This window comes from Tateyamaria sp. (assembly GCF_039945315.1).
GTDB lineage: Bacteria > Pseudomonadota > Alphaproteobacteria > Rhodobacterales > Rhodobacteraceae > Tateyamaria.
Window position 1 is genome coordinate 124,424 of record NZ_JBDUXB010000036.1, and the last position, 26,552, is coordinate 150,975.

Sequence of the window (26,552 nt, forward strand, 5' to 3'; positions counted from 1 at the left end):
GGACCTAACCCGGGCGCAGGTAGCCAACCGAAAGGAACAAAACCATGAGCCACCTGCTCGATAAACTGAACTTTCTGGAATCCAAGAACCTTGAGATGTTTTCAGATGGTTTCGGCAAAGTCACCAATGAAGGCCGCGAGTGGGAAGACACCTATCGCAATCGCTGGCGGCACGACAAAATCGTGCGCTCCACCCATGGAGTGAACTGCACAGGCTCCTGTAGCTGGAAGATCTATGTCAAATCCGGGATCGTGACCTGGGAAACCCAGCAAACGGATTATCCGCGCACACGCGCCGACCTGCCAAACCACGAACCGCGCGGCTGTGCCCGTGGTGCAAGCTATAGCTGGTATCTGTATTCCGCCAACCGCGTGAAAAACCCGCTGGTGCGGGGCCGGTTGATGAAGGTCTGGCGCAAGATGCGCGAAACCCTGGAGCCGATTGAGGCTTGGACCAAACTACAAGCCGATCCGATCCTGCGCGCCTCTTACGTCGAAACCCGTGGCAAGGGTGGCTTTGTCCGGGCCACATGGGATGAGGCGACCGAGATTACTGCTGCGGCCAACGCGTACACCGCCAAGACTTATGGTCCCGACCGCGTATTTGGCTTCTCGCCCATCCCCGCGATGTCGATGGTGTCTTACGCAGCTGGCTCGCGTTACCTGTCGCTGATGGGCGGTGTTTGCATGTCATTCTACGACTGGTATTGTGACCTGCCACCTGCATCGCCTATGACTTGGGGCGAGCAGACTGATGTGCCAGAGAGCGCTGATTGGTACAACTCTGGCTACCTGCTGCTGTGGGGGTCCAACGTGCCGCAAACCCGGACGCCGGATGCGCACTTTTATACCGAAGCCCGCTACAAAGGCACCAAATCCGCCGTCATTTGCCCTGATTATTCAGAGGCCGCGAAATTCGGCGATGTCTGGTTGAATGCCAAGCAAGGCACCGATGCAGCCCTTGCCATGGCCTTTGGTCACGTGATCCTGCGCGAATTCCACCTTAATCGTCAGTCCGAATACTTTGAGGATTACACCCGCAAATATTCCGACTTCCCTATGCTGGTGAAGCTGGAAGAAAAAGACGGCAAGATGATCCCCGGTCGCTTTCTGCGTGCAGATGATCTGGATGGTAAACTGGGCGAGGACAACAATCCAGAATGGAAGACCGTTGCCTATGACGAGACCTCCAAAGCCTTTGTCGCGCCAAACGGATCGGTAGGATACCGCTGGGGTGAGGATGGCGAATGGAACCTTGAAGAAAGAGCGCATGCGGCCGAGACATACCTCAAGATGTCTCTGGTCCTGGAAGAAGATCATGACGACGTGCTGGGTGTCGATTTCCCCTACTTCGGCGGTGAGGCCTATGGCCAGTTCGCGACCGATGCCGATCACCCAGATGTCCTGACCCGCAACATTCCGGTCAAAAAGATCAAGACCGCCGAAGGCGAGATTGCTGTCGCCACCGTGTTTGACCTGTTCTGCGCCAACTATGGTCTGGATCGCGGGCTTGGCGGTGATTGGGTCACTGATGATTATTCTAACGACATGCCCGGCACTCCCGCCTGGGCTGAAAAAATCACAGGTGTTCCTGCGGACAAGATCGCCCATGTGGCACGTGAATTTGCGGACAACGCTGAGAAAACTAATGGTAAGTCGATGATCATCATCGGTGCTGCGATGAACCACTGGTTCCACATGGATATGAACTATCGTGGGGTCATCAACATGCTGGTCATGTGCGGTTGTGTCGGACAATCGGGTGGTGGCTGGGCCCACTATGTGGGTCAGGAAAAGCTGCGACCGCAGACCGGCTGGCAGCCGCTGGCGTTTGCATTGGATTGGAACCGTCCGCCACGGCACATGAATTCGACCTCTGCGTGGTATGCCCACACAGATCAGTGGCGTTATGAGACACTTGATGCGTCTGAAATCTTGTCGCCAACAGCACCCGAAGGCGATTGGGACGCAAGCTTGATCGATTATAATATTCGGGCCGAGCGCATGGGCTGGTTACCATCTGCGCCGCAACTGAAAACCAACCCACTGGAAGTCGCGAAAGAAGCGAAAGAAGCGGGCAAGGAAATCCCGGCCTATGTGGCCGAGAACCTGAAATCCGGCAATCTGGAAATGTCCTGCGAGGATCCCGATAACCCCGCCAACTGGCCGCGTAACCTGTTTGTGTGGCGCTCTAACCTGTTGGGGTCATCTGGTAAGGGTCACGAATACTTCCTCAAGCATCTGCTTGGCACCGATCACGGAGTGATGGGCAAGGATTTGGGAGAAGACGGTCGCCAATTGCCAAAAGAGGCAAAGTGGCACAAAGACGCCCCGAAGGGTAAACTTGACCTTTTGGTGACCATCGACTTCCGCATGTCGACCACGGCTGTTTATTCGGACATCGTCTTGCCAACTGCAAGTTGGTACGAAAAGGACGACATGAACACGTCTGACATGCACCCGTTCATCCACCCGCTGCAGGCGGCGGTTGATCCGGCGTATGAAAGCAAATCAGACTGGGAAATCTTCAAATCCGTTGCGAAGAAATTCCAAGAGATCACACCGGGTTATCTGGACAAGGAAACCGATATCGTCGCGCTGCCCATCCTGCACGACACCCCTGCGGAAATTGCGCAGGATCAGGTGAAGGACTGGAAAAAAGGCGAATGCGACCTGATCCCCGGCAAAACTGCGCCGGCGTATGTCGCAGTCGAGCGGGATTATACTGCGATCTATGACCGTTTCACCGCACTTGGCCCAATGCTTGATAAACTGGGCAATGGTGGCAAAGGCATCAACTGGGATACCCAAGAAGAGATCGACAATCTGGCGGCTCTGAACGGTGTGCAACTTGATGGGTCTGCCGCTGGTCGTCCTAAGATCGAAACCGCGATTGATGCCTGCGAAGTCATCCTGATGCTGGCGCCCGAAACAAACGGCAACGTCGCTGTGAAGGCTTGGGAAGCGCTGGAAAAGGCCACGGGGCGCGAACATGCGCATTTGGCCGATGGTGAGCACGGGAACAAAATCCGTTTCCATGATATTGCCGCACAACCGCGCAAGATCATCTCAAGCCCCACTTGGTCTGGCATTGAAAGCGAGAAAGTCAGCTATAACGCAGGCTATACCAACGTGCACGAGCTGATCCCGTGGCGGACCCTGACAGGGCGACAACAGCTGTATCAGGATCACCTTTGGATGCTGGCATTCGGTGAAGGCTTTATGTCCTACCGCCCACCGGTTGATCTGAAAACGATCACCAAGGACGTGCAGGATGATGGCGACAACCTTGTGTTGAACTTCATCACACCACACCAGAAATGGGGTATCCACTCGACCTATACAGACAACCTGTTGATGCTGACGCTGAACCGGGGTGGTCCTGTTGTGTGGCTGTCCGAAGTGGACGCGAAATCAGCCGGTATAGCCGATAATGACTGGATCGAGGTCTACAACTCCAACGGTGCGTTGACCGCACGGGCGGTGGTTTCCCAGCGGATCAAAGAAGGCACGACCTTCATGTATCACGCGCAGGAAAAGATCGTGAATACGCCCGGCTCTGAAAAGACCGGGAATCGCGGTGGTATCCACAACTCGGTCACCCGCACGGTGCTGAAACCCACCCATATGATCGGGGCCTACGCCCAGCAATCTTATGGCTTCAACTACTACGGCACAGTGGGGTCGAACCGGGACGAATTCGTCGTCGTTCGCAAAATGAAAAAGGTCGACTGGCTAGATGCCGAGAAACCCTACGTCGCTACCAAAATGGAGGCAAAGACATGAGAGTCCGCGCACAAATCGGCATGGTGCTGAACCTTGATAAATGCATCGGGTGTCACACATGCTCAGTCACTTGTAAGAACGTCTGGACCAGCCGTGACGGTGTTGAATACGCTTGGTTTAACAACGTGGAAACTAAGCCCGGCATGGGCTATCCGACCGACTGGGAAAACCAAGACCGTTGGAAAGGCGGTTGGGAACGGACGAAAGCTGGCAAATTGCAGCCCAAGCAGGGCAGCAAATGGCGGATCCTGTCCAACATCTTTGCCAACCCCTCCATGCCCGAGATCGACGACTATTATGAACCGTTCGATTTCGACTACGATCATCTGAAGTCTGCACCGGAGATGGAAGCGTTTCCGACGGCACGTCCTCGGTCAAAGATCACGGGTGAGCGTATCCAGAAGATTGAAAAGGGTCCGAACTGGGAAGAAATCCTTGGCGGTGAGTTTTCAAAGCGGTCGGAAGATTACAACTTTGAGGGCATCCAGAAGGAAATCTACGGGGAATACGAAAATACATTCATGATGTATTTGCCCCGCCTTTGCGAACACTGCCTGAACCCCGCTTGTGCATCGTCCTGCCCATCGGGTGCGATCTATAAGCGTGAAGAAGACGGCATTGTTCTGATTGACCAAGAAAAATGTCGCGGCTGGCGCATGTGTGTGTCGGGCTGTCCCTACAAGAAGATCTACTACAACTGGGAATCCGGCAAATCCGAGAAATGCACTTTGTGCTACCCTCGGATCGAGAGCGGCAATCCAACGGTCTGTTCTGAAACCTGCGTCGGACGCATCCGGTACTTAGGCGTCATGCTATATGATGCCGACAAGATCGAAGATGCGGCGAACATGGAGGACGAACAGGACCTTTATGATGCACAGCTTGGCGTGTTCCTTGATCCCAACGACCCCGAAGTGCAAGCCGCCGCTATTGCGGATGGTGTCCCACAAGACTGGGTGAAGGCAGCCCAAGAAAGCCCGATCTGGAAGATGGCGATGGAGTGGAAGGTTGCCTTCCCATTGCACCCTGAATACCGGACTTTGCCGATGGTGTGGTATATCCCGCCACTCTCTCCAATCCAGAACGCCTCTGAGGCGGGCGCAATTGCCAGCAAAGACGGCATGCCGGACGTTCAGAACCTGCGTATTCCGGTGAAGTATCTCGCCAATATGCTGACAGCTGGCGACGAGGCCCCAGTGGTCACTGCTCTGGAACGGATGCTGGCGATGCGATCCTACATGCGGTCCAAGACCATTGAAGGTGTGATTGACGAAGGGATCGCCGATCGCGTCGGCCTGTCCGGCCGTGTGATCGAGGACATGTACAAGATCATGGCGCTGGCTGACTACGAAGACCGCTTTGTCATCCCAACGACGCACCGCGAACAGGTTGAAGAAGCCTATGATCTGCGCGGTGGCTGCGGCTTTACCGACACCAATGGATGTGGTGGCGGATCTTCCAAAGGCTCGCTCTTTGGTGGTTCCAAGAAACCCTTGAAAATGCCGATGGAGGCGAAATAATGGACCGTACACTCAAAGCCTTTTCGCTTCTTCTCAGTTACCCGACCCGCGAGCTGCAGCATGCGATGCCCGAGATCAGCGCCGTGCTGGCTTCGGACACGCGATTGACAGCAGCAGCGCGTCGGGCCCTGCGCCCGCTGGTGGAGGAGCTAAGCGGGCGCGACATTTATGACCTCGAAGAACAGTTCGTACTGTTGTTTGATCGGTCACGCACCCTGTCGCTGAACCTCTTTGAACACGTTCATGGCGAAAGCCGTGACCGGGGCGGGGCTATGGTTTCATTGGTTGAAACCTACCGGGAGGGCGGGTTCGATCCTGTCACCTCGGAATTGCCGGATCACCTGCCCGTCTTGCTTGAGTTTCTGGCGACGCGGCCGCAAGCCGTTGCGCAGGATATTCTGGCCGATGCAGCCCATATTTTCCAAGCGATCGCCGAACGATTGGATCGCCGTGAAAGCACATACGGCGCCGTGTTCATGGGGCTCATTCAACTGGCCGGCGTGAAAGCTGACAAAGAGGCCGTCGCAGAGATGTTGGCACAGCCCGACGATGATCCGACCGATCTGGAAGCCCTCGATGAAGTTTGGGAAGAAAGCGAAGTCCTCTTCGGCCCCGACCCCAACGCAGGCTGCCCACAAGCACGCGAAATGCTCGCCCAGATGGATATGCCCGTTAACCCCGCACCGCATCACGCGGCAGAATAGGCAGAAATCAAATGTTTCCCAATCTTGATATCAACTTTATTATCTTTGGCATCATGCCGTATGCCGCGCTGACCATCTTGGTTGTCGGGTCTATCGCCCGCTATGACCGCGATCAGTACACATGGAAAAGCTCCTCGAGCCAGCTGTTGCGACGCAAACAGCTAATGTGGGGATCTATTCTGTTTCACGTGGGGATTATCACGATCTTCTTTGGACACCTTGTGGGTTTGTTCACCCCTGTATGGGTCTTGGATACACTCGGTGTGCCTTACGCGTTGAAACAATGGATGGCTGTCATCATCGGTGGCCCTGCGGGGGTTGCGGCACTAATAGGGGGTACGATGCTGCTGCACCGTCGCCTTACAGAACCACGCATCCGCGCCACTTCTAGCTGGATGGACATCACCATAATGGTGCTGATCTGGCTGCAACTGGCCATCGGCCTGCTGACGATTACACAGACCCTACAGCACATGGACGGTTCCGAAATGGTCCGCTTTATGAGCTGGTCGCAAAGCATCGTGACATGGAACATCAACGCCTGGGTCACAGTGGTTGACGTGCATTGGCTTTACAAGCTGCACATCTTCCTTGGCCTGGTTATCACAGCGCTCTTTCCGTTTTCGCGGTTGGTGCACATTGTGTCGGGCTTTGCCGCGCCTGTGAAGTACCTGACACGTCCGGGCTATCAGATCGTGCGCTCACGTCGCGCCAAGGCTCTGCCGAAACGCAATGCGCCCAAGTCAACACCAGCGGAGTAACTCAGATGAATTCAGCACTCTTTCCTGATTTGATCGTCAACGGCGAAACCGTACCGCACACTTTGATTGCGGCGGAAACACAAAACCACGAGGGGCCTGCCGGTAAGCCGGGCATCGCTTGGCGCAAAGCCGCTAACGCTGTGGCGATCCGCACCCTTCTTTTGCAAGAAGCCAAAGCGAGAATGCTGACGGTAGAACAGCAAGAGGTTGGACCAGGCCGTTTTGAGACCAGCGAAGAGGCCCTTATCAGGGGCCTCTTGGACACCGTCGTTGACGTCAAAGCCCCTCAAAGCGACGTGATCTTTGCCGAGTGGGAAAAAGACCCAGCACGCTTTCGCGCCCCACCGCTTTGGGAGGTTTCTCATATCCTATGCGCCTGTGATCCACGTGATGACGAAGCCCGGCAAAAAGCTAAGCACCGGGCTGAAGCTCTGACCGAGCTGACAATCAAAGATCCCAAAGGCTTTTCTGCCATCGCATCACAAGAGAGCGATTGTGGGTCCAAAACATCGGGTGGCGCATTAGGGCAACTTGGGCCGGGCGATACAGTTCCAGAGTTCGAAGCGATTTTGCACCAGCTTGAAGAAGGTACCATCACCCAAACACCAATCCTCACCCGACACGGATGGCACATCGTTCGTATGGATGCTGTCGCGCTAGGTGAAACTCTGCCCTTTGAAGCGGTCAAACAAAAAATTTCAGACGCCATGGAAAAAGCTGCCTGGGCCAATCATGCTCGGGTGTTTGTCGATCAACTAGTCGCATCCGCCAACATAACGGGTGCAGATTTCCGACCCATCTGATCGAAGGAGGGCAAGAACATGGGCATCGACAATAACCGCGCCGTGCGAGGGGACTATTCCGAACCAACTTCGCTAGCGATTTTGGCCCACCCATTGGAGTTCATCCACGACGACCACTTAAGGGAACGACACATTTGCGCAATGATTGATGAAATTGCGCAGCGCCGCACGAAGGAAGGAGCCGTTCGCGCGGTCCTCAACTTCCTTACACATGAACTGCCCCTGCATCTACAGGATGAAGAGGAAGATATCTTTCCTTTACTCATGCAACGTTGTGAACCCGAGGACGAAATAGAACGCGCGATTTCAAAACTGACGGTCGATCATGCTCATGCGGGTGCCGACATTCCAAAGATTGTTGAAATCCTCGAAAGGTTAGACGCCGAAGACACTGGCCCTGACGAAACCGAAAGCGCGGCACTCAGCCACTTTACCACGCATTCACGTCGGCATCTCATTTTGGAAAACGCAGTGATCCTTCCACTCGCCCGCGCGCGTCTGACAGATGCTGATTTGGACACCCTTAGAAGTCGAATGTGCCAACGCCGCAGCTTGGAGCAGCGATAGGAGAAAAGTCATGAAGAACACTATTGAGAACGCACCGCGAAGTGATCTGCTTTGTAACGCGATAGGCTTCAATCTGATCGAAAACCCGTCAGAATTCATTGCTGAAAATCAGATGCGCATCTTGGACATGCGAAATGTGCGTGACAATGCTCGTTGATCTTATTGCAAGAAACCGCGAATGGGCGGAGAGAAAGACAGAGACACACCCGTTTTACTTTGAAAAGCTCGCAGGGCAACAGACCCCGGAGTTCTTCTGGATCGGTTGTTCGGACAGTCGGGTGCCAGCAAATGTTGTCGCAGGCTTGGACCCTGGCGAAGTTTTCGTCCACCGCAACGTGGCTAACGTTATCCATTCTTCGGATATGAACATGCTGTCCGCTCTTGAGTTTGCTGCTGAAGCGCTTGGCATCAAAGAGATCATTGTTTGTGGGCATTACGGGTGTGGCGGCGTCAAGGCAGCAACCGAAGACCTGCCCCATGGGCTGGCCGATCATTGGCTAGAGCCTATTCGCCGTCTTGCGCGCGCTTATGCAGTTGATTTGGCTCAGGCGGAGACCGTCGAAGCAAGACGAGACAGACTGTCCGAACTCAATGTCATCGAAGGGGTGCGACGGGTTGCGGAAACACCAATCATGCAGCGTGCATGGTCCAAAAACCGCGACCTACGGGTGCATGGCCTCATCTACGGACTTAAGGACGGTCGCCTTAGAGATCTGGAATGCACCATCGCCCTGCCGATTGGCCGAAAAGAAGAACGGAAATCAAGATGAAGAAACGCAGGGGAACTACCCGCGCTAAGCAGGGTCGCTCAGTCCCTCGTTGCATCAAGAATCCACCCAAAGGAGTTGCCAAATGATCGCAGTTGAAACCCGACACACGGATCACTGCAAATGCTGCACGGATGATCCCAATTCGCTGCTTTTAAGCATGGATAACGCGCTCGGCATTATCTCCAAACGGGCCTCCCCCATCCGTGACACGGAAACAGTGGCCTTACATGCCGCGCAAGGTCGTGTGATTGCACAGGATGTTACCGCTCGTGCAGACGCGCCGCCGTTTAACAACGCGGCTGTGGATGGATATGCTCTTCATACCGACGCCTTGCCAGGGGACGGGCCATGGAATCTGCGCGTCATCGAACGCGTCGCAGCCGGACAGACCGCCAAACCAAAAGTGAGCGGCCTGTTTGCGACCCGCATTTTTACTGGTGCAGCTGTACCAGCTCACGCCAATGCGATCGTTATGCAAGAGGATGTGGCACGTTCGGGTTCAACTGCCACAATTGTTCGCAATGTAAAACCCGGCGCACATATTCGATATGCTGGCGAAGACATGGCAAGAGGGGACACGGTTTTGCAGCGTGGAACAGTTTTTTCACCTGCAGAGATTGCCGCCTGTGCGGCTGCCGGTTTCGGGCAAGTTGATGTCGTGCGTAAGATCCGAGTGGCCTTAGTTGTCACCGGTGACGAAGTGCAAACACCCGGCACTACGCTGTCACCAGGCTGCATTTGGGATGTGAATACACCAATGCTATCCAGTTTGCTTACACGGCCCCTTATTGACCTCGTTCACGTGGTTCAAATCAAAGATCAAAATCAGTGCACTCAAACACTGCTACATGATCTCTCAGACCAAGCCGACCTTATCATCACGTCTGGTGGCCTGTCTGTAGGAGAGGAAGACCACGTGAGGCCTGCCATTTCTGAACTTGGTGGGCAAATCGATTTCAGCGGTGTCGCAATAAAGCCGGGTAAGCCCGTGTCATTCGGTCGCTTGGGTAGAAGCCTCTGGCTGGGGCTTCCTGGAAATCCCCTTGCCGCTTTCACAACATGGAAGATATTCGGAGAAGCCATTCTGCGCGCGCTCACTAATCAAGAAATGCACAAAAGCTTGAGGCGGAATGTGCTGCTCAGCAAATCAATCTGTCGTAAGCCCGGTAGATGCGAGATGCGATTGGCACAAGTCGCAGGTTTTGCCGCGAACGGTCAGGAGATGGTGAGTTTTCAAGACGCCACACATTCCGGACGCGTCGCGTCCCTCCCTACAGCTGATGGAGTAATTTACCTGCCCAAAGATGTCGATTTCTTCCCAACTGGCGCAATGGTCGAGTTTTTGCCGTTTTGCCGATGAAAAGGATAATCAAGTGAAGATAGCATATACAATTGCACCCGGTCAGGGTGATACAGACTTGCTCCTGGAACGCGTTGCTACACAGCTTGCGGCAAAGGGGTTTCGGACATGTGGGACCGTACAAATTAACACCGAAAAGAGCGATGGACCTTGTGATATGGACGTACGCGTTTTGCCAGATGGGCCAGTTCTGCGCATTTCGCAGAACCTAGGAGCAGGATCTCGTGGTTGCAGACTTGACCCGACCATTTTGGAAATCGCCGTTGAACTCGTTTCCAAGACGTTGGGCCAGGGCGCAGATCTGCTCATCGTGAACAAGTTCGGCAAGCACGAGGCCGGCGGCCGCGGATTTCGTACTGTGATCGCTGACGCTCTTGAGCGTGACATCCCTGTAATTGTCGGTGTCAGTGCGCTCAACCTCGGTGCTTTTGAAGAATTTGCCGGGTCAGACATCATGCGGCTTGCCCCAAACACAGCCGCGATCACCGATTGGTACTTCAACTGTGTCGATAAGTATCAAGCGGTCGGCTAACGGCGACGCTTTTGTAATCTAAAACAAAGACCTGCAGATGCTTCTGTGCTGAATATGGCTTCAAAGCCGAACTGTAGTTCGACCGGGGCGTAATGCCGTACGGTTTCGACATTCTGAAAGAGATAGAGAAGCAATGAAAGACACGTTGAAAGCATATCAAAGTGAAATTCCTTCTAAATTGGCGGATGCTCCGCCGTTGCATGCTGGCTGGCCACTAGGCTTGCTTTTGAGGTGTTCGATCCGCTGTCGGGCGGGTCAGCACATAGGTGGCGGCGGCGCAAAGAATCAAGGCCTGTACGATCAGGACGCTTGGCCTGACGCCCACCAAGAAGCTGCAGAAGAGTGAAGCGGCCATAATACAGCAAGCAAAGATTTTATCCTGCCGTGCGATAGCGCCATAACCTTCCCAATCGGCGATCATCGGCCCAAAGATGCGGTGTTCTACCAGCCACCTGCGCAATTGTGGCGATCCTTTTGCAAAGGCAAAAGCAGCCAGAATAACTAAGGGTGTCGTTGGCAAGATCGGGAGCAAGACCCCGATTGCCCCGCATCCCAATGCGATGATCCCAATGAGCAACCAAAGCATAAGCGCCAGCTTTGATCGCGCGCATGATGGGTCTTTCATATGAGGCTTTGCGAAAGCCACCGAGTCCTCACTTGAATTGGTATTTAAAATACCGCTTAAGGGGAATCGCAGTAACTGTAAACCTAAACTTATAAAAAGACTCGGAAATGCGGCTGACAACATTTACGGATTTTGGGCTCCGGGCGCTGATGCAGATTGCCAGCGATCCGGACCGCGCTTGGAGCACGACTGAGATCGCAGACGAATTTGGCATTTCGCGGCAGCACCTTACCAAGGCGATGGCGGCTTTGGCCCGTGCAGGGTTTCTTAAAACCCGACGTGGCGGCGGCGGGGGAGCCATGCTGGCGCAACCCGCTCACAACATTCTCATTGGAGACGTGGTGCGTGTACTCGAAAAGGATCAAAGCCTTGTTGAGTGTTTTCGAGCAGAGGGAAACGCTTGCTACATCACTCCGGTTTGTAAGCTGAAGGGGTTTCTTGGCGCAGCAGAGGCTGCATTTCTGACCGCGCTAGACAGCTACACATTAGCAGAGTGCGCATTGCTAGCGGTGCCGGATTTCATCGAGACAGATGCATCATGACCAGCAATGCGCAAATAGACCCAAAGCCTCTGCCTGTTCCCGCTTTCCTATCAATTGGGCTTCGACCATTCTTTTTACTGGGCGCTGTCTGGGCGGCCCTTGCCATGATCGTCTGGATCCTCGCCTTGACTGGACGGCTTGATCTTTCTAGCCGATTTGATCCGATCTCATGGCATGCCCATGCGTTTCTGTTCGGCTATCTTGGTGCGATCATTGCCGGGTTTTTGCTGACCGCTGTTCCGAATTGGACAGGGCGTCCGCCGCTCAGGGGCTGGCCTCTTTTGGGGTTGGTGCTGCTTTGGGCGTTTGGGCGGGGGGCGGTTGCGACATCGGCGCTTTGGCCGATGGGTCTCGTGATTGCCATCGATCTGAGCTTTCCGGTGATCCTTGGCGCAGTCATCCTGCGCGAGGTCATACTGGGGCAAAATTGGCGTAACATGATCATCATGGGCATGCTCGCGGCCTTTACTCTGGCCAATCTGATCTTTCACATCGAGGCCGCCACTGGTGCTTATGCGGCACAAGGGCTCGGTTTGCGTCTGGGACTTGCCGCAGCGGTGCTCATGATCACAGTCATGGGCGGACGGATCATTCCAACATTTACGGGCAATTGGTTCAAAAAAACCAGGCAGGACGTGGCGCTGGCAAGCCCGATGCAACGGTTTGACAAGATCGTGGTCGTTGCCACCGTGATTACCTTGACCCTGTGGGTTGTCTCGCCTGATCTGGTGCTCACGGGCGGTGCCTTGTTGATATTGGCTGGCTTGCACGCGGTTCGCTTGGCCCGCTGGAAAGGTCATTACACCGCAGCCGAACCCTTGGTTTTCGTGCTGCATGCAGGATACGCCTTCCTGCCTTTGGGCGCTTTGACACTCCGAGTTGGGTTGCTTTGGCCGGATCACCTTGGGCTGGCCGCTGCGCAACATATCTGGATGGCCGGGGCGATTGGGGTGATGACCTTGGCCGTGATGACGCGGGCGACGCTGGGGCATACTGGGCAGAACTTGCATGCGGGTGGTGGCACTGTGGTGATTTATGCGGCAATAGTTCTGTCTGTTTTGACGCGGTTGGGCTCTGGGATTTGGCCCCTACAGGCAGGCTTGCTCTTCCCCCTCTCTGGCGCTCTTTGGATCGTGGCGTTTGGCGGCTTCGCTTTTCTCTATAGCGGTCTTTTGGCCCGTCCTCGGACATAAAGCCTGTGTTGGATTGGGTCATATATGCAGGGGTGTTTGTTGCGTTCTTTGTGAGTCACGCGGTCCCTGTGAGGCCCGCTGTCAAAGCTAAAATCGCCAGCAGGATAGGGGCACGCGGATTTACTTTTGGCTATTCTGCAGTGTCGCTGATCATGCTGGGCGCGCTTATCTGGGCGGCAGGGCGCGCGCCGTTTGTATTGCTCTGGCCGCTTGCGATCTGGCACAAGTACGTTGTTCTTCTCGGCATGCTCGGAGTTTGTCTGCTGCTGGCCTTGTCCATAGGTCGTCCAAACCCGTTCTCCTTCGGTGGGGCACAGAACCATCTATTCGACGCGGAGCGCCCCGGCATTATCCGTTGGATGCGCCATCCGCTGCTGGTCGCCTTGGCGCTTTGGGCTGGCCTGCATATTCTGCCCAATGGCAACCTCGCCCACGTAATTCTTTTTGGCGTATTCCTTTGTTTTGCCCTGTCGGGGCAGCGCATCATTGACCGGCGTAAGCGGCGACAGATGGGGAACGAAGCTTGGCACACACTTCTAAAAATGACGATGGCCGCCCCGCTTTGGCAAACGCCGCAAGCCGTACGCAACATTGGCATCCGATTGTTTGCCGGAAGCGCATTGTGGGGTGTACTGGTCATCGCTCACCCCAGTTTGATCGGAGTTTCGTCTTTGCCTTGAACAATGTCAGCTGTCGCGCCGGTCGAATTACACGACCCGCACAACAACGTCACAGGTGTTGATTTGAAAACGGGATTAAGGGTCGGGAAACAGGCGTTGGTGCAATCGCTGCAAACGACCTCCTGCGACCCGATTGTTGGACCTGCGCGTAGCAACAGAGCGGTTTGGAAATACCCGATTTTGACCCTCTCAATGGCCGCTCTGGTGAAATCCGCTGCACTGCCAAAAGATCATTGCCGCATGTGCGAGAGAATGCTGCGTCAGCGAAGGCAAGAAATCGAATGTCGGCAAAGTCCGCAGAGCAGTCGTTGATGCCCTGTGAAGCGAATGTCCGTTTCGTCCGCAACTCGGTCTTTGAAGAGCCACGCAGGGAACGGCCGCTTCTAGCCGTTTTATGGGTCCATAGCCTAGGAAGATGGAGTGATAGAATGAGGATTAGATTAGGGAGCACACTTCTTGTTGCAACGGATGGAAGGTATCGAAAGGTGTTCTTGATTGAGCACCCCCTCCCTAAACCGAATGTGAAAAATGACGAATTTTTGCGAGGGGGTATCTAGTACACTCGCGACCCCGACTTCCCCCGTAGGGCGTGACGATCGTGCGCGCATCATGCGCATGTAACTCCTCGCCGGTCTTGCCTGTGCAGGATGACCCTACCTGCACAAGAGCATACACAGGCAGGCACGCAGCAATCGTTTGCGTGTCCTGCGCCCCGTATTCTACTGGGTGTCAAGCGGCAGCATAGTGGTCGACTTGATCTCTTCCATCGACAACAGCGCCGTCACATTGTGTACACGCACTTCGGAAATCAGCGCCTGATAGAATGCATCATAAGCGCGCGCATTCTTCACACGTACCTTCAGGATGTAATCAATATCGCCTGCCAGGCGGTGGGCTTCCTGGACTTCTGCGCGATCCCGCAGAGCCTTGAGGAAGCGGGCCTGCCAATCGGCTTCGTGTTCAGATGTGCGGATCAGGACAAAGAAACAAGCCTCAAACCCCAACGCTTCGGCGTCCAGAAACACGGTCTGCTGACCAATCACACCCGCCTCTTTCAGCTTGCGAATACGATTCCAAACAGGGGTCTTAGAAGAGCCAACAGCCTTGGCAATCTCGTCCAAAGACTGGCTGGCATCGCGCTGCATCTCGGCCAGAATTTTGCGATCCACGTCATCTATGCGAACGGCCATTCCATTCCCTCTCGGTTTTCCAGACAGACGTTCCACCTTTCCACAAAGATAGAACAATCATCCTTATCTACTGCGCTCGATGGCAACAAACCAGAACAATGTTCTATATTGAGATCAAGAAACAGCGACCCGAGGGCCACGCGATGAACCATTTTCCGATCTTTCTGAACACCTCAGGGCGGCGCATTGTGCTGTCAGGCGGTGGAGATGCGGCACTGGCTAAACTGCGCCTGCTGATGAAGACGACGGCCCACATCACTGTCTTTGCGCCCGACGCGGCTCCTGAGATTGAAAGCTGGGCTGCGGCTGGCAAGCTCACCCTGATCCGCCGCGCGATGGACCCCGGTGATGCAATGTGCGCTGCTTTGTTCTATGCGGCCGACGAGGATGCGGTTGAGGACAAGCGTACAGCCGCCATCGCACATGCAGACGGTGCGTTGGTCAATATCGTGGACAATCTGGCCGACAGCCAGTTCATCACGCCTGCTATCGTGGATCGTGATCCCGTGACCGTCGCCATCGGGACCGAAGGGGCTGCCCCCGTTTTGGCCCGCGCGATCAAGGCTGATCTGGAAGAAAAACTGCCCACGTCGCTGGGCACCCTCGCCGCCATTGGCAAGACGTTCCGCAAGGCGGCAGACGCCCTGCCCTTTGGCCGCGCGCGCCGCGATTTCTGGCGCGACTATTATTTCAACGCAGGTCCCAAAGCGATTGTGAGCAGCGTTGAGGCGGTACAACCTGCTCTTGATGCTTTGTTGGGCGACCACCTGATGAAAGAGACCCGTCAGGGCCATGTCGCCTTTGTTGGCGCAGGTCCCGGCGATCCTGAACTGCTGACCCTAAAGGCCCGCAAAGCGCTCAATGAGGCCGATGTGGTTATCTATGACCGCCTGATCAGCCCCGAAATCCTCGAACTTGCCCGCCGCGAGGCACAAATGATCGACGTGGGCAAAGAAGCGTTTGGTCCCTCCACACCCCAAGAGGTTATCAACGCGTTGATCGTCGAACATGGGCATAAAGGGGCTCAGGTTGTCCGCCTCAAATCAGGGGATGCCACTGTGTTTGGGCGTCTGGATGAAGAGATCGACGCGGTCACGGATGCAGGCATCGACTGGCATATCGTTCCCGGCATCACGTCCGCTTCGGCGGCCGTCGCCAGCCTTGGCCAGTCGCTTACCAAACGCGGGCGCAATACGTCTGTCCGGTTCCTTACAGGTCACGACATGAAGGGCTTTGCCGATCATGACTGGCGCGCCTTGGCCAACCCGGGCGAGGTCGCGGCCATCTACATGGGCAAGAAATCTGCCCGCTTCATTCAGGGCCGACTGCTGATGCACGGTATTGATCTGGCCACACCCGTAAGCGTCATTGAAAACGCAAGCCGTGCTGATCAACGCGTTCTGTCCACAACCGTCGCCCAGATGGAGCCGGCGATTTCGCAAGCTGGCCTTTCGGGCCCTGCCCTCACCTTCATCGGTCTTGCGCCCCGCAATGCCGTCGCCGCCCTTCCCGACCTTACCATCCCGCAGCCTGCGCAGGAGGCCCGATAAATGTCTAAGCCATTCACCCCCAAAGTTGTCACCGCCAATCACCTGCTGGCTGGCGATGTGATCTACCAGACCGCTTCCGGTTGGACACGCGACCTTGCTCAAGCCGAAGTGCTGACTGACGAGGCCGACGCCGACCTGCGTCTGATCGAAGCAAGCCAGCAAGTTGACGTCGTCGTTGGCGCGTACCTTGCCGATGTCGCCTTGGACGAAGGCACCCCGGTCCCCACCCATTTTCGCGAAACATTCCGCGCCACAGGGCCCAGCAACTACGCCCATGGCAAGCAAGTGGAGCTCTCCTGATGTACAGCTATTCCGAATTTGACACCGCATTTCTCGCGCAGCGCAACGCCCAGTTCCGCGCGCAGGTGGAACGCCGCATCGCGGGCAACCTGACCGAGGATGAATTCAAGCCCCTGCGCCTGATGAACGGCCTTTATTTGCAGCTGCACGCCTATATGCTGCGGGTGGCCATCCCCTATGGCACGCTGGACAGCGCCAAAATGCGCAAACTGGCGGAATTGGCCGAGCGATGGGACAAAGGCTATGGCCACTTCACCACGCGCCAGAACATTCAGTACAACTGGCCTGAGTTGAAAGACGTGCCAGACATGCTGGACGCGCTGGCCGAGGTTGGGATGCACGCCATCCAGACCAGCGGTAATACGATCCGCAACGTGACAGCCGACCACTTTGCAGGTGCTGCCGCAGACGAGATTGCCGACCCGCGCCCTGTCGCCGAATTGCTGCGTCAATGGTCCACCGACCACCCAGAATTCCAGTTCATGCCGCGTAAGTTCAAGATCGCTGTCACAGGATCTCCGAATGATCGCGCGGTGACAAACGCCCATGATATTGGCCTGCGGATGCTGGAGAGCGACGGAGCGCGTGGTTTTGAAGTCATCGTTGGTGGTGGGCTTGGCCGAACCCCGATAATCGGCAAAGTTATCAATGCCTTCCTGCCCGAAGCTGACCTATTGCCTTACCTCGAGGCGGTGGTGTCCGTCTGGAACCAGATCGGGCGACGCGACAACAAATACAAGGCCCGCATCAAGATCACGGTGCACGAACACGGCATCGACGAAATCCGTCGTTTGGTCGAAGAACGGTTTGTGGAAACCCGCAAAACCTTCTCGGGCGTGGATCAGCAAATGTTGCGCGAGATCGAGGCGCATCTTGCAGCCCCCGCGTTTAAATCGGCCTCTGAGGCGTCGTTCAAGGACGCTTACCACAATGATCCCGTTTTCCGTTCCTGGGCTGATACGAACCTGACGGCGCACCGCGCACCCGGCTACAAAATCGTCTCCATCTCTCTGAAAAAGCACGGAGATACGCCCGGTGACGCAAGCGCAGACCAAATGCGTCTCATGGCGGACCTTGCTGAGGCCTACGGCCATGACGAACTGCGCATCAGCCACGAGCAAAACGTGATCCTGCCCCATGTGCATGTGTCCGACTTGCCAGCGATCCATGCGCGCTTGAAAGAAGCGGGTCTGGCGACGGCCAACATTGGCCTGATCAGCGATATCATCGCCTGCCCCGGCATGGACTATTGTGCGCTGGCGACCGCCCGCTCGATCCCCATCGCCCAAGAGATCGCGACCGCCTTTGATGACCTCAAACGCGAGCATGACATTGGCGAACTGAAGATCAAAATTTCGGGCTGCATCAACGCCTGCGGACACCACCATGTCGGCCACATCGGCATCCTTGGGTTGGACCGCGCCGGGGTCGAAAACTACCAGATCACGCTGGGCGGCGATCATAGGGAAACGGCTAAAGTGGGCGACCGCGTTGGCCCCGGTTTTTCCGCCGATGATATCGTTCCGGCGGTTGAACGGATCGTGGACACCTACCTTGATCTGCGCACAAGTGGTGATGAGGCATTCATCGACACCTACAATCGCACAGGTCTCGCCCCGTTCAAGGCCGCACTCTATCCCGAAGCCAAAGTCGCAGCGGAGTAAACTCCCATGCTTCACCTCGCTCAAAAAACGCCCCCCGGAGGGCCAATATTTCCCGATGCCAACGTGATGGTCAGCGCACTTAACGCGCGCCTGACCCATCACGGCGCGACGGATGTGTTGCGCACGGCGTTCGATGCAGTCCCGGACCTTGCCTTGGTGTCCAGTTTCGGGGCGGAGTCAGTGGTCCTGTTGCACCTCGCGGCCATGGTAAACCGGGACGTGCCAGTGATCTTTATCGACACCGAAATGCTGTTTGCCGAAACACTGGTCTATCAGCAGGAGGTCGCTGAACGACTGCGCCTGCGCAATGTGCGCATCATCCGTGCAGATGATTCCGAGGCCCGTGACCCCAGTCGCAGCATGCACAAGCGCAACGTAGATGCATGTTGCGCAATGCGCAAAGTCGCACCGCTGCGCCGCGCATTGGCTGATCACAGCGGTTGGATCACCGGGCGCAAGCGGTACCAGTCTGGCACCCGTGCAAACCTTGAGTTCTTCGAGGTCGAAACGGGCAAGATCAAGGTCAACCCGCTGGCCCGCTGGGCGCAGCAAGACATCCGCGACTACATGGACGAAAACCGCCTGCCCCGGCATCCGCTGGTGGCGCAAGGGTATCCCTCGATCGGCTGTGCACCCTGCACGTCGAAGGTCGAGGCTGGCCAAGACCCCCGTTCGGGGCGCTGGCGGGATCAGGACAAAGACGAATGTGGCATCCACTTCGTGAACGGAAAACTCGTAAAAGCAGGAACCTAAGACATGACAATTCTTGTGACAGATCAGGGCTTTGGCCCGGACACATGGGATCGCGGCTACACGCCGCTTGGCGAAGCGGCAAATGACGCGGTAGCGCTGGATGTGCCTGCGGATGCGGACCCCGCAGACGTACCGCTGAGCGCTGATATCATCCGTGTGGATTTCCCCAGCTTCGCTGATGGCCGCGGGTTCACCATTGCGCGCATGTTGCGCCTGCGCGGCTATCAGGGGCGCCTGCGCGCCCATGGGCACGTGATCTCGGATCAATACGCAATGGCGCGCCGCTCAGGCTTTGACGAAGTTGAAATCAGTCAGTCGCTGGCCGCCCGGCAGCCCGAAGATCAGTGGTTGTTTCGTGCCGACTGGCAAGAGCACGATTACCACGCCCGCGTGCGCGGCGTCTCAAATCACTGAAACGAACCTGACCCAGATCAAAGCGGCGCGGACCGCGCCGCCCTACACCACCCCCAGAATTCCCTTTCTTATTGGAGCAGTGCAGGTGTAAACCCGCGCTGACACTGACATGACCGAGCAAAGCCCCGTGAACCAAGCAACCGCCCAAAAGGTCACACCGACCCTGCCCGACTCTCAAACCGTGACCGAGATCGAGCATTACACTGATCGTCTGTTCCGCTTTCGCTGCACGCGACCTGCCTCTTTGCGCTTTCGCTCGGGCGAATTCGTCATGATCGGCCTGATGGGCGATCCCCACCCCGAGACGGGCAAGCAAAAGCCTCTTTTGCGCGCGTATTCCATTGCGTCGCCGTCCTGGGATGAAGAACTGGAATTCTACTCGATCAAAGTGCAGGACGGTCCGCTGACCTCAAAGCTTCAGCATATCCAGCCGGGCGACGAGATTATCCTGCGCCCCAAACCTGTGGGAACACTGGTCCACGACGCGCTTTTGCCGGGCAAGCGCATCTGGTTCTTTGCCACAGGCACAGGATTTGCGCCCTTTGCTTCGCTACTGCGAGAGCCGCAGACTTATGAGGATTATGACGAAGTCATCATCACCCATACATGCCGTGAAGTGGGTGAATTGACCTATGGTCGGAATTTGATTGAGGCGCTCAAAGAAGACGAGTTGCTGAACGAAGTTATCGGCGACGGGTTTTGGAAAAAGATCAAATACTACCCCACCACCACCCGCGAAGAGAGCCCCAAAATGGGCCGCATCACGGACCTGATGAAGTCCGGCGAAGCGTTTAGTGATCTTGGTGTGCCGGTGCTGAACCCTGACACCGATCGCGCGATGATTTGCGGCAATCTGGCCTTTAACCTCGAACTCAAGGCGATGTTCGAAGACTATGGTTTAGAGGAAGGTGCCAATTCCAAGCCAGCCCACTACGTCGTGGAAAAAGCATTCTTGGACTAATGCCGATGCGGGCGCAGGATACCTGCGCCCTACTCATCCTCACCCAAGGCGTTAGGTGTCCGGCACCCAGGGTCCCAAAGCAGAGCCTTCGACAGTGATGCGATGCATGAGGCGGGCATGGCCAGCATAGTCCGCAGTTGCGTAATGTTGCACCAACCGGTTGTCCCAAAGCACGACCATTCCCGGTTCCCACACAATCCTGCAGGTCAAAATGGGCTGCGTGCAAAACCGGTAGAGATAGGCAAGCAACGGCGCGCTTTCCTCGACGGTCCAACCGTCGAAATGGGTGGTAAAGTCCCCATTCACATAGAGCGCCGCCGCACCGGTGGCCGGGTGTTTGATGATTACAGGGTGGCGTACCCCACCCTTGTAGGCCTCTGGATCCTGATTCATTTCCAGTGCACTGCCTGCAAAACTGGCATCAGAATGCCATGCCCACATCCCGCTCAACGTCGCGCGCAATCCCGGCGACAGGGCGTCAAACGCAGCCGTTTGAGATGCGAAATGCGTGTCTCCGCCAAAGGGCGGCAAGGTGCGGGCTGACAAGATCGAAATTGCAGCCGGGGCCGGGTCATAGGAATGATCGGTGTGCCACGTCCCTCCAATGACCGCTGATTGATCCGGGTTTGTGCGCACTTCGGCAATGTGGGGGTGTTCCGGTACGGGTGTGAAAAAACGGTTGATATTGATCTCACCCAGGGCTTGAGCCAGAGCCGTATGGGCTTCGGGCGTCAGGTGCTGATCTGGAATGCAAAGCACGCCATGAGCAAACAGTGCATCCTTCACCGCATCTATAGTTTGCGCATCGACGTCAGCGAGCGATCCACCTGTCAGGCGCGCGCCACAATGACCAGCGAGTTTCGTGACATTCCATTTCTGCACCGAGATCTCTCCTGCTTACCGAACAAAGAAACGGTGACACGCTAACACTCGATCCCGCAATAAAAAACCGCGCCCAAAGTTGGGGCGCGGTTTGGTCTTCGCAAACTGGACTGACTGGGTTAGAGGCCCAATGCCTCTTTCACCGCGTCCAACGCACTCGAAAGCGCTTCGGGGTTGTCCTGCACTGTCTCCAAGCCTGTTTTCAGTGTCGCTTTGGTCGCAATATCGAGGTCTGAGCCGTCGATCATCTCTGTCACTTTGTCCAGGTCAAACCCGTCCACGCTCAGCAACTCAAGTACATCGGCATCAGTTGCTGCGGCGGCCACGTCCGTGGCGTCAGACGCGGTATCTGTCGCGCCTTCCAAGGCTTCTGTCGCGCTCTCTGCGGCGTCTGTGACGGCATCTGCTGCGGCCACGGCGGCAGCAGCGGCAGCCGCTTTTGTGGCTTCGGCTGCTTCGGTCGCAGTCTCGGTTGCTGCGTCCACGGCATCACTGGCTGCCTCTGTCGCATCATCAACGGCTGCCGTTGCCGCCTCTGTGGCTGTTTCAGCGGCATCCGCAACAGAATCCATCACTTCTTCCGCAGCTTCACTCGCGGCCTGAGCCGTTTCTTCTGCCACTTCTTTTGCAGCTTCAACAGCGTCGGTCACCGCCTCTTCAGCCGCCTCAACGGCTTCGGCGACACTATCGCTTGCGCTTTCAGTGCCGCTTACGGCGTCTGAAGCCTGATCGATTGCCTCTTTTGGGGTCTGCCCGGAGTAAAGCAGGTAAGCCCCGCCCGCCACGACAACTGCCACAACGATCCAAATCAGATTTTTCATGTCTTTTCCCTTTTTCGATGGCTTTGCGCAAAACACGCGAGCTCTGCCATTGGTTCCCGGATTTCAGATGCGCGCCGAAAAGGAAAGGTTCAAGGGGGAAAATGTCGGATTTCGGCGCAGGATAGCTTATTTCGTGGGTTGAAGAAGCGGGTGCAGACGGCTACGTTCTGGCCTCGAAATTCTGCAATAATCCAAGGACAACCATCATCGCTCGCAGACCACACAATGCGCCGCCGCAACGCGACACCGGCCCGCGCGTCAACGACAAGATCCGTAGCACAGAAATACGCCTGATCGGCGCCGACGGCGAAAACGTCGGCGTTGTTTCCCCGGAAAGAGCCATGGAAATGGCCGACGACGCCGGGCTGGATCTGGTCGAAATCTCTCCAAATGCCTCGCCGCCCGTGTGCAAGATCATGGATTTCGGCAAGTTCAAATACGAGACGCAAAAGCGCGAGGCCGAGGCCCGCAAAAAGCAAAAGATCATTGAGATCAAAGAGGTCAAATTCCGCCCGAACACGGACACCAATGACTATGACGTCAAGATGCGCAACGTGTTCAAGTTTCTGGAAAACGGTGACAAGGTGAAGATCACGCTGCGCTTCCGGGGCCGCGAGATGGCGCACCAGAATCTGGGCCGCGAATTGCTGGAACGGGTCGCCGAAGATACCAAAGAGCATGGCAAGGTCGAGAACTTCCCCAAGATGGAAGGCCGCCAGATGGTCATGCTGATCGGGCCGCTGCCTCAAAAAGGTTAAGTGCCATCACACTGCATTTCGAGAGCGCCTTTTATGGCGCTCTTTTTCGTTAATTGGTGAGCTCGATGCTCTGCTATCGATCCATCAGCTGCATCGCACAGAAAATGCCCCGCACCGGTCCCAGTGCGGGGCTTATTTTCAAGTCTTTCCAGACCTACTAAGCAGCGGCAGAAACCGCTCGTTTGGTCATAACAGCACACAGATGCGCGCGATACTCGCCCGTGCCGTGCAGATCCGAAATCATGTCGTCTCCGCTCAAGGAGAGCCCATCAAGCGCACTGGCCGAGAAGTTCGCCGAGAGCGCTGCTTCGGCTTCTGCCCAACGGAATACACCGTCATTGGAGGCACCTGTTATCGCGACACGTACACCATCGGCGTATTTTGCGACATAGACCCCTACCAGCGCAAAGCGGGACGCCGGTTGGACGAACTTCTGATAGTTGGCTTTTTCCGGCACAGGAAAGCGCACCTCGGTGATAATCTCGCCTTCGTCCAGTGCAGTGGTGAACATGCCCTGAAAGAAATCATCCGCCGCGATCTGGCGTGCGTTGGTGACGATAGTAGCCCCCGAGCCCAAAGCCGCAGCAGGATAGCAGGCCGAGGGGTCATTGTTGGCAAGTGAGCCACCAACCGTGCCGCGATTGCGCACTGCAGGGTCACCAATATGGGCCGCCGTGTCCGCCAATGCCGGGTAAGCGCCGGCCTCTGCCGCGACGGTTGCATGGTTCGTCGCACCGCCAATGCAGACCGATCCATCATCGCCCATACAAACGCCCTGCATTTCGGCAATGCCCTTCAGGCTCACCAAAGTCGACGGGCTCGCCAGTCGCTGTTTCAGTGTCGGGATCAACGTCTGCCCACCGCCGAGGGCTTGGGCTTCTTCACCTTGAAGCGCAGCAATGGCATCTGCAACGCTTTCCGGTTTTTCAAAATCGAAGTTATACATCTTTCAGACCTTTCGCTCGGCAATCTGATCCATCTTCATCTTGCCAAATTAACTTCGGGGAGCGCGAGGACCTGGCCCCCCGCTCCCGCAATTTCATCCTATTGCATTGCTGCCCAGACACGATCAGGGCTTAGCGGCATGTCCACATGGGTCACGTCCTTGCCCGCAGATTGCAGCGCATCGACAACCGCATTCACCACCGCTGGCGGCGAGCCGATCGCCCCCGCCTCACCGCAGCCTTTCACCCCAAGTGGGTTGTGGGTGCACGGCGTCTGGCAGGAATGATCGACCGAGAACATCGGCAAATCATCGGCGCGCGGCATCGCATAGTCCATATAGGACGCGCTCAACAGCTGCCCGTTGTCGTCATAGGCACAGTTTTCAAGCAGCGCCTGCCCGATCCCTTGCGCCAGCCCCCCATGGACCTGACCGGTAACAATCATCGGGTTGATGATATTGCCAAAGTCATCTGCCGCAGCAAAACGTTCAATGCTGACTTTGCCGGTGTCTGGATCCACTTCAACTTCGCAGGCATAAGCCCCTGAAGGATATGTGAAGTTTGACGGATCATAGAACGCCGTTTCTTCCAACCCGGGCTCGATATCCTCAAGCGGGTAGTTGTGTGGCACGTAGGCTGCCAGAGTCACATCACCCCACGCCACCGATTTGTCAGTGCCGGCCACACTGAACGCGCCGTCCTTCAATTCGATGTCGGTTTCCGAGGCTTCGAGCAGGTGTGAGGCGATCTTTTTGGCCTTGTTGATGATCTTTTCTGTGGCGCGGACCATGGCCGATCCACCCACCGCGATGGAGCGCGAGCCATAGGTGCCCATGCCCATCGGCACTTTGGAGGTGTCGCCGTGGACAATCTCGATCATCGATTCATCAATGCCAATCATGTCAGCCACGACTTGGGCAAAGGACGTCTCGTGCCCCTGCCCGTGACTGTGGCTGCCGGTCATCACAACCAGACCGCCGGTAGCATTCACCCGCACAGTGGCGGATTCATACAGACCCGCTCGCGCACCCAACTGGCCGACAAGGTTTGACGGCGCAATGCCGCAGGCCTCGATATAGCAGTTCACGCCAAGCCCGCGCAGTTTGCCCTTGGCTTCGCTGGCGGCCCGACGGGCTGCGAAACCGGCGAAGTCGCCCATCTCTTCCAGCTTGTCCATCGTGGCGTTGTAATCCCCTGTGTCGTACTCGACCGCCACAGGCGTGGCATACGGGAATTCAGTGATGAAGTTCTGGCGACGCAGTGCGATGGGATCGACGCCCAACTCACGTGCGGCCTTGTCCACCACACGCTCCAACTGGAACGTCGCCTCGGGGCGGCCTGCCCCGCGATAGGCATCGACAGGCACCGTGTTGGTGAACACAGCCTTTACGTTCACATAGATGAGCGGAGTTTTGTAGTTACCGGCCATCAGCGTGCCATGCAGCCACGTTGGCACAGACGGTGCAAACGTGCTGAGATACGCGCCCATATTGGCGTGGGTTTCGGTCCGCAGTGCGGTAAAGTTGTTGTCTGCGTCCAGCGCCAGTTCGATCTTTGTGACGTGATCGCGGCCATGGGCGTCCGACATGAACGCCTCTGTCCGGCTTGATGTCCATTTGACCGCGCGGTTACAGGCTTTGGCCGCGAATGTGCAAAACGCCTCTTCCTGATAGTGGAAAATCTTGGTGCCAAAACCACCGCCCACATCCGGAGCGACCACACGCAGTTTGTGTTCCGGGATACCGAGCACGAACGCGCCCATAAGCAGGCGGATCACGTGCGGGTTCTGGGACGTGGTATAAAGCGTGTGCTCATCCGTGCCGCGGGCATAGTCGCCCACTGCGACGCGGGGCTCCATCGGGTTGGCAACCAGACGGTTGTTGACCAGTTCCAGCGATGTCACATGGGCCGCCGCCTCGAAGGCCGCGTCCGTCGCCGCCTTGTTTTCTTCAACAAAGCCCCAGTCATAGCAAAGGTTGTTTGCCAGATCGTCATGCACTTTGGCAGACCCATCTGCCAGTGCCGCCTTCATATCCACAACAGCTGGCAATTCTGTGATATCGACGTTGATGGCCTCGGCTGCGTCGCGGGCCTGTTCCAGCGTTTCGGCGACAACGGCCGCGATAGGCTCACCCACATGGCGCACTTTGCCAGTGGCGAGAACCGGGTGCGCCGGTTCCTGCATCGGCTCGCCGTGTTTGTCAGTCACCTGCCAGCCACAGGGGATTGATCCGACACCGGCAAAGTCGTCACCGGTGAAAACCCTGACCACACCGGGCATGCCAGATGCAGCGGTCGTATCCACCGCATTCAGCGTTCCGTGTGCGATGTCCGAGCGCAGGAAAAACACATGCGCTTGTCCGTGAATATTGATGTCATCCGTGTAGTTCCCGACCCCTGTCAGAAACCGTACGTCCTCGCGCCGTTTGCTACTGGCGCCGATGCCTCCGTCTTTTGGCATGTTATTCCTCCC

26 protein-coding genes are annotated in these 26,552 nt (G+C 56.4%); 20 read left to right on the plus strand and 6 right to left on the minus strand.

Features of this window, described 5'->3' with window-relative positions; translation table 11 throughout:
• The first annotated feature begins 44 nt into the window (after positions 1–44).
• From ABJD00_RS10640 to ABJD00_RS10685, 10 genes are all read left to right on the plus strand, one after another.
• Positions 45–3,785 (plus strand): nitrate reductase subunit alpha, encoded by a 3,741-nt coding sequence (locus tag ABJD00_RS10640; protein ID WP_413834689.1) that lies wholly within the window; start codon positions 45–47, stop codon positions 3,783–3,785.
• Positions 3,782–5,305 (plus strand): nitrate reductase subunit beta, encoded by a 1,524-nt coding sequence (gene narH / locus ABJD00_RS10645; protein ID WP_413834691.1) that lies wholly within the window; start codon positions 3,782–3,784, stop codon positions 5,303–5,305. Before ABJD00_RS10640 ends, narH begins: the two co-directional genes overlap by 4 nt.
• Entirely contained in the window at positions 5,305–6,009 is a 705-nt protein-coding gene (gene narJ, locus ABJD00_RS10650) for a nitrate reductase molybdenum cofactor assembly chaperone (RefSeq protein ID WP_413834694.1), read from the plus strand. The genes narH and narJ overlap by 1 nt, the downstream gene beginning before the upstream one ends.
• Positions 6,010–6,020: 11 nt before the next feature.
• Positions 6,021–6,770: a respiratory nitrate reductase subunit gamma gene (gene narI / locus ABJD00_RS10655; RefSeq protein WP_413834696.1), complete on the plus strand. Its 750-nt coding sequence runs from the start codon at positions 6,021–6,023 to the stop codon at positions 6,768–6,770.
• 5 nt (positions 6,771–6,775) lie between these two features.
• Positions 6,776–7,573 (plus strand): peptidylprolyl isomerase, encoded by a 798-nt coding sequence (locus tag ABJD00_RS10660; RefSeq protein WP_413834699.1) that lies wholly within the window; start codon positions 6,776–6,778, stop codon positions 7,571–7,573.
• 18 nt (positions 7,574–7,591) lie between these two features.
• Positions 7,592–8,140 carry a hemerythrin domain-containing protein gene (locus ABJD00_RS10665; RefSeq protein ID WP_413834702.1) on the plus strand — a complete coding sequence of 183 codons (549 nt, stop codon included), beginning with the start codon at positions 7,592–7,594 and terminating at the stop codon, positions 8,138–8,140.
• 10 nt (positions 8,141–8,150) lie between these two features.
• On the plus strand, positions 8,151–8,297 hold the full coding sequence (locus ABJD00_RS10670; protein WP_413834704.1) for a hypothetical protein: 147 nt from the start codon (positions 8,151–8,153) through the stop codon (positions 8,295–8,297).
• Positions 8,287–8,910 carry a carbonic anhydrase gene (locus ABJD00_RS10675; protein ID WP_413834706.1) on the plus strand — a complete coding sequence of 208 codons (624 nt, stop codon included), beginning with the start codon at positions 8,287–8,289 and terminating at the stop codon, positions 8,908–8,910. The genes ABJD00_RS10670 and ABJD00_RS10675 overlap by 11 nt, the downstream gene beginning before the upstream one ends.
• A gap of 82 nt (positions 8,911–8,992) precedes the next feature.
• On the plus strand, positions 8,993–10,270 hold the full coding sequence (gene glp / locus ABJD00_RS10680) for a gephyrin-like molybdotransferase Glp (protein ID WP_413834709.1): 1,278 nt from the start codon (positions 8,993–8,995) through the stop codon (positions 10,268–10,270).
• A complete protein-coding gene (locus ABJD00_RS10685) occupies positions 10,215–10,802 on the plus strand; it encodes a DUF2478 domain-containing protein (protein WP_413834712.1) in 588 nt (195 codons plus the stop codon). The genes glp and ABJD00_RS10685 overlap by 56 nt, the downstream gene beginning before the upstream one ends.
• Before the next feature lie 214 nt (positions 10,803–11,016).
• Here the strand turns inward: ABJD00_RS10685 and ABJD00_RS10690 are convergent, their stop codons facing one another.
• Complete coding sequence (locus ABJD00_RS10690; RefSeq protein ID WP_413834714.1) at positions 11,017–11,550, minus strand: YbaN family protein; 534 nt, start codon at positions 11,548–11,550, stop codon at positions 11,017–11,019.
• Here ABJD00_RS10690 and ABJD00_RS10695 point away from each other — a divergent pair.
• From ABJD00_RS10695 to ABJD00_RS10705, 3 genes are all read left to right on the plus strand, one after another.
• Complete coding sequence (locus ABJD00_RS10695) at positions 11,535–11,969, plus strand: Rrf2 family transcriptional regulator (protein ID WP_413834716.1); 435 nt, start codon at positions 11,535–11,537, stop codon at positions 11,967–11,969. The two genes, ABJD00_RS10690 and ABJD00_RS10695, sit on opposite strands and share 16 nt — an antisense overlap.
• The gene (locus tag ABJD00_RS10700) at positions 11,966–13,162 is read left to right on the plus strand and encodes an NnrS family protein (RefSeq protein ID WP_413834719.1); all 1,197 of its coding nucleotides are present in this window, start codon (positions 11,966–11,968) and stop codon (positions 13,160–13,162) included. Before ABJD00_RS10695 ends, ABJD00_RS10700 begins: the two co-directional genes overlap by 4 nt.
• A 68-nt stretch (positions 13,163–13,230) precedes the next feature.
• Positions 13,231–13,842 carry an NnrU family protein gene (locus ABJD00_RS10705; RefSeq protein WP_413834722.1) on the plus strand — a complete coding sequence of 204 codons (612 nt, stop codon included), beginning with the start codon at positions 13,231–13,233 and terminating at the stop codon, positions 13,840–13,842.
• 719 nt (positions 13,843–14,561) lie between these two features.
• Here ABJD00_RS10705 and ABJD00_RS10710 read toward each other — a convergent pair.
• Positions 14,562–15,032, minus strand: coding sequence for an Lrp/AsnC family transcriptional regulator (locus ABJD00_RS10710; RefSeq protein WP_413834725.1), 471 nt, complete (start codon positions 15,030–15,032; stop codon positions 14,562–14,564).
• 143 nt (positions 15,033–15,175) lie between these two features.
• On the opposite strand from ABJD00_RS10710, the gene cysG reads away from it, so the two are divergent.
• From cysG to ABJD00_RS10740, 6 genes are all read left to right on the plus strand, one after another.
• A complete protein-coding gene (cysG, locus tag ABJD00_RS10715; RefSeq protein WP_413834961.1) occupies positions 15,176–16,582 on the plus strand; it encodes a siroheme synthase CysG in 1,407 nt (468 codons plus the stop codon).
• Positions 16,583–16,882, plus strand: coding sequence for a DUF2849 domain-containing protein (locus tag ABJD00_RS10720; protein WP_108835775.1), 300 nt, complete (start codon positions 16,583–16,585; stop codon positions 16,880–16,882).
• On the plus strand, positions 16,882–18,546 hold the full coding sequence (locus ABJD00_RS10725; RefSeq protein WP_413834728.1) for a nitrite/sulfite reductase: 1,665 nt from the start codon (positions 16,882–16,884) through the stop codon (positions 18,544–18,546). The genes ABJD00_RS10720 and ABJD00_RS10725 overlap by 1 nt, the downstream gene beginning before the upstream one ends.
• 6 nt (positions 18,547–18,552) lie before the next feature.
• Positions 18,553–19,299 carry a phosphoadenylyl-sulfate reductase gene (locus ABJD00_RS10730; protein WP_413834730.1) on the plus strand — a complete coding sequence of 249 codons (747 nt, stop codon included), beginning with the start codon at positions 18,553–18,555 and terminating at the stop codon, positions 19,297–19,299.
• Between the two features lie 3 nt (positions 19,300–19,302).
• Complete coding sequence (locus tag ABJD00_RS10735; RefSeq protein ID WP_413834732.1) at positions 19,303–19,713, plus strand: DUF934 domain-containing protein; 411 nt, start codon at positions 19,303–19,305, stop codon at positions 19,711–19,713.
• Between the two features lie 109 nt (positions 19,714–19,822).
• A complete protein-coding gene (locus ABJD00_RS10740; RefSeq protein ID WP_413834734.1) occupies positions 19,823–20,674 on the plus strand; it encodes a ferredoxin--NADP reductase in 852 nt (283 codons plus the stop codon).
• A gap of 51 nt (positions 20,675–20,725) precedes the next feature.
• On the opposite strand, the gene ABJD00_RS10745 is transcribed toward ABJD00_RS10740, so the two are convergent.
• Both ABJD00_RS10745 and ABJD00_RS10750 read right to left on the minus strand, forming a co-directional pair.
• A complete protein-coding gene (locus ABJD00_RS10745; RefSeq protein ID WP_413834736.1) occupies positions 20,726–21,556 on the minus strand; it encodes a TauD/TfdA dioxygenase family protein in 831 nt (276 codons plus the stop codon).
• Positions 21,557–21,675: 119 nt separating this feature from the next.
• The gene (locus ABJD00_RS10750; RefSeq protein WP_413834738.1) at positions 21,676–22,377 is read right to left on the minus strand and encodes a translation initiation factor 3; all 702 of its coding nucleotides are present in this window, start codon (positions 22,375–22,377) and stop codon (positions 21,676–21,678) included.
• A 206-nt stretch (positions 22,378–22,583) separates the two neighbouring features.
• On the opposite strand from ABJD00_RS10750, the gene infC reads away from it, so the two are divergent.
• Positions 22,584–23,135, plus strand: coding sequence for a translation initiation factor IF-3 (gene infC, locus ABJD00_RS10755; protein ID WP_413834964.1), 552 nt, complete (start codon positions 22,584–22,586; stop codon positions 23,133–23,135).
• A 157-nt stretch (positions 23,136–23,292) separates the two neighbouring features.
• On the opposite strand, the gene ABJD00_RS10760 is transcribed toward infC, so the two are convergent.
• Both ABJD00_RS10760 and ABJD00_RS10765 read right to left on the minus strand, forming a co-directional pair.
• The gene (locus ABJD00_RS10760; protein WP_413834740.1) at positions 23,293–24,081 is read right to left on the minus strand and encodes an FAD binding domain-containing protein; all 789 of its coding nucleotides are present in this window, start codon (positions 24,079–24,081) and stop codon (positions 23,293–23,295) included.
• A gap of 98 nt (positions 24,082–24,179) precedes the next feature.
• On the minus strand, positions 24,180–26,540 hold the full coding sequence (locus ABJD00_RS10765; protein ID WP_413834742.1) for a xanthine dehydrogenase family protein molybdopterin-binding subunit: 2,361 nt from the start codon (positions 26,538–26,540) through the stop codon (positions 24,180–24,182).
• Between the last annotated feature and the right edge of the window lie 12 nt (positions 26,541–26,552).

Bases quoted from the DNA above. Each gene is read 5' to 3' on its own strand.
- ABJD00_RS10640 (WP_413834689.1), top strand. From the start codon at position 45: ATGAGCCACCTGCTCGATAAACTGAACTTTCTGGAATCCAAGAACCTT.
- narH (WP_413834691.1), top strand. From the start codon at position 3,782: ATGAGAGTCCGCGCACAAATCGGCATGGTGCTGAACCTTGATAAATGC.
- narJ (WP_413834694.1), top strand. From the start codon at position 5,305: ATGGACCGTACACTCAAAGCCTTTTCGCTTCTTCTCAGTTACCCGACC.
- narI (WP_413834696.1), top strand. From the start codon at position 6,021: ATGTTTCCCAATCTTGATATCAACTTTATTATCTTTGGCATCATGCCG.
- ABJD00_RS10660 (WP_413834699.1), top strand. From the start codon at position 6,776: ATGAATTCAGCACTCTTTCCTGATTTGATCGTCAACGGCGAAACCGTA.
- ABJD00_RS10665 (WP_413834702.1), top strand. From the start codon at position 7,592: ATGGGCATCGACAATAACCGCGCCGTGCGAGGGGACTATTCCGAACCA.
- ABJD00_RS10670 (WP_413834704.1), top strand. From the start codon at position 8,151: ATGAAGAACACTATTGAGAACGCACCGCGAAGTGATCTGCTTTGTAAC.
- ABJD00_RS10675 (WP_413834706.1), top strand. From the start codon at position 8,287: ATGCTCGTTGATCTTATTGCAAGAAACCGCGAATGGGCGGAGAGAAAG.
- glp (WP_413834709.1), top strand. From the start codon at position 8,993: ATGATCGCAGTTGAAACCCGACACACGGATCACTGCAAATGCTGCACG.
- ABJD00_RS10685 (WP_413834712.1), top strand. From the start codon at position 10,215: ATGTCGATTTCTTCCCAACTGGCGCAATGGTCGAGTTTTTGCCGTTTT.
- ABJD00_RS10695 (WP_413834716.1), top strand. From the start codon at position 11,535: ATGCGGCTGACAACATTTACGGATTTTGGGCTCCGGGCGCTGATGCAG.
- ABJD00_RS10690 (WP_413834714.1), bottom strand. From the start codon at position 11,550: ATGTTGTCAGCCGCATTTCCGAGTCTTTTTATAAGTTTAGGTTTACAG.
- ABJD00_RS10700 (WP_413834719.1), top strand. From the start codon at position 11,966: ATGACCAGCAATGCGCAAATAGACCCAAAGCCTCTGCCTGTTCCCGCT.
- ABJD00_RS10710 (WP_413834725.1), bottom strand. From the start codon at position 15,032: ATGGCCGTTCGCATAGATGACGTGGATCGCAAAATTCTGGCCGAGATG.
- cysG (WP_413834961.1), top strand. From the start codon at position 15,176: ATGAACCATTTTCCGATCTTTCTGAACACCTCAGGGCGGCGCATTGTG.
- ABJD00_RS10720 (WP_108835775.1), top strand. From the start codon at position 16,583: ATGTCTAAGCCATTCACCCCCAAAGTTGTCACCGCCAATCACCTGCTG.
- ABJD00_RS10725 (WP_413834728.1), top strand. From the start codon at position 16,882: ATGTACAGCTATTCCGAATTTGACACCGCATTTCTCGCGCAGCGCAAC.
- ABJD00_RS10730 (WP_413834730.1), top strand. From the start codon at position 18,553: ATGCTTCACCTCGCTCAAAAAACGCCCCCCGGAGGGCCAATATTTCCC.
- ABJD00_RS10735 (WP_413834732.1), top strand. From the start codon at position 19,303: ATGACAATTCTTGTGACAGATCAGGGCTTTGGCCCGGACACATGGGAT.
- ABJD00_RS10740 (WP_413834734.1), top strand. From the start codon at position 19,823: ATGACCGAGCAAAGCCCCGTGAACCAAGCAACCGCCCAAAAGGTCACA.
- ABJD00_RS10750 (WP_413834738.1), bottom strand. From the start codon at position 22,377: ATGAAAAATCTGATTTGGATCGTTGTGGCAGTTGTCGTGGCGGGCGGG.
- ABJD00_RS10760 (WP_413834740.1), bottom strand. From the start codon at position 24,081: ATGTATAACTTCGATTTTGAAAAACCGGAAAGCGTTGCAGATGCCATT.
- ABJD00_RS10765 (WP_413834742.1), bottom strand. From the start codon at position 26,540: ATGCCAAAAGACGGAGGCATCGGCGCCAGTAGCAAACGGCGCGAGGAC.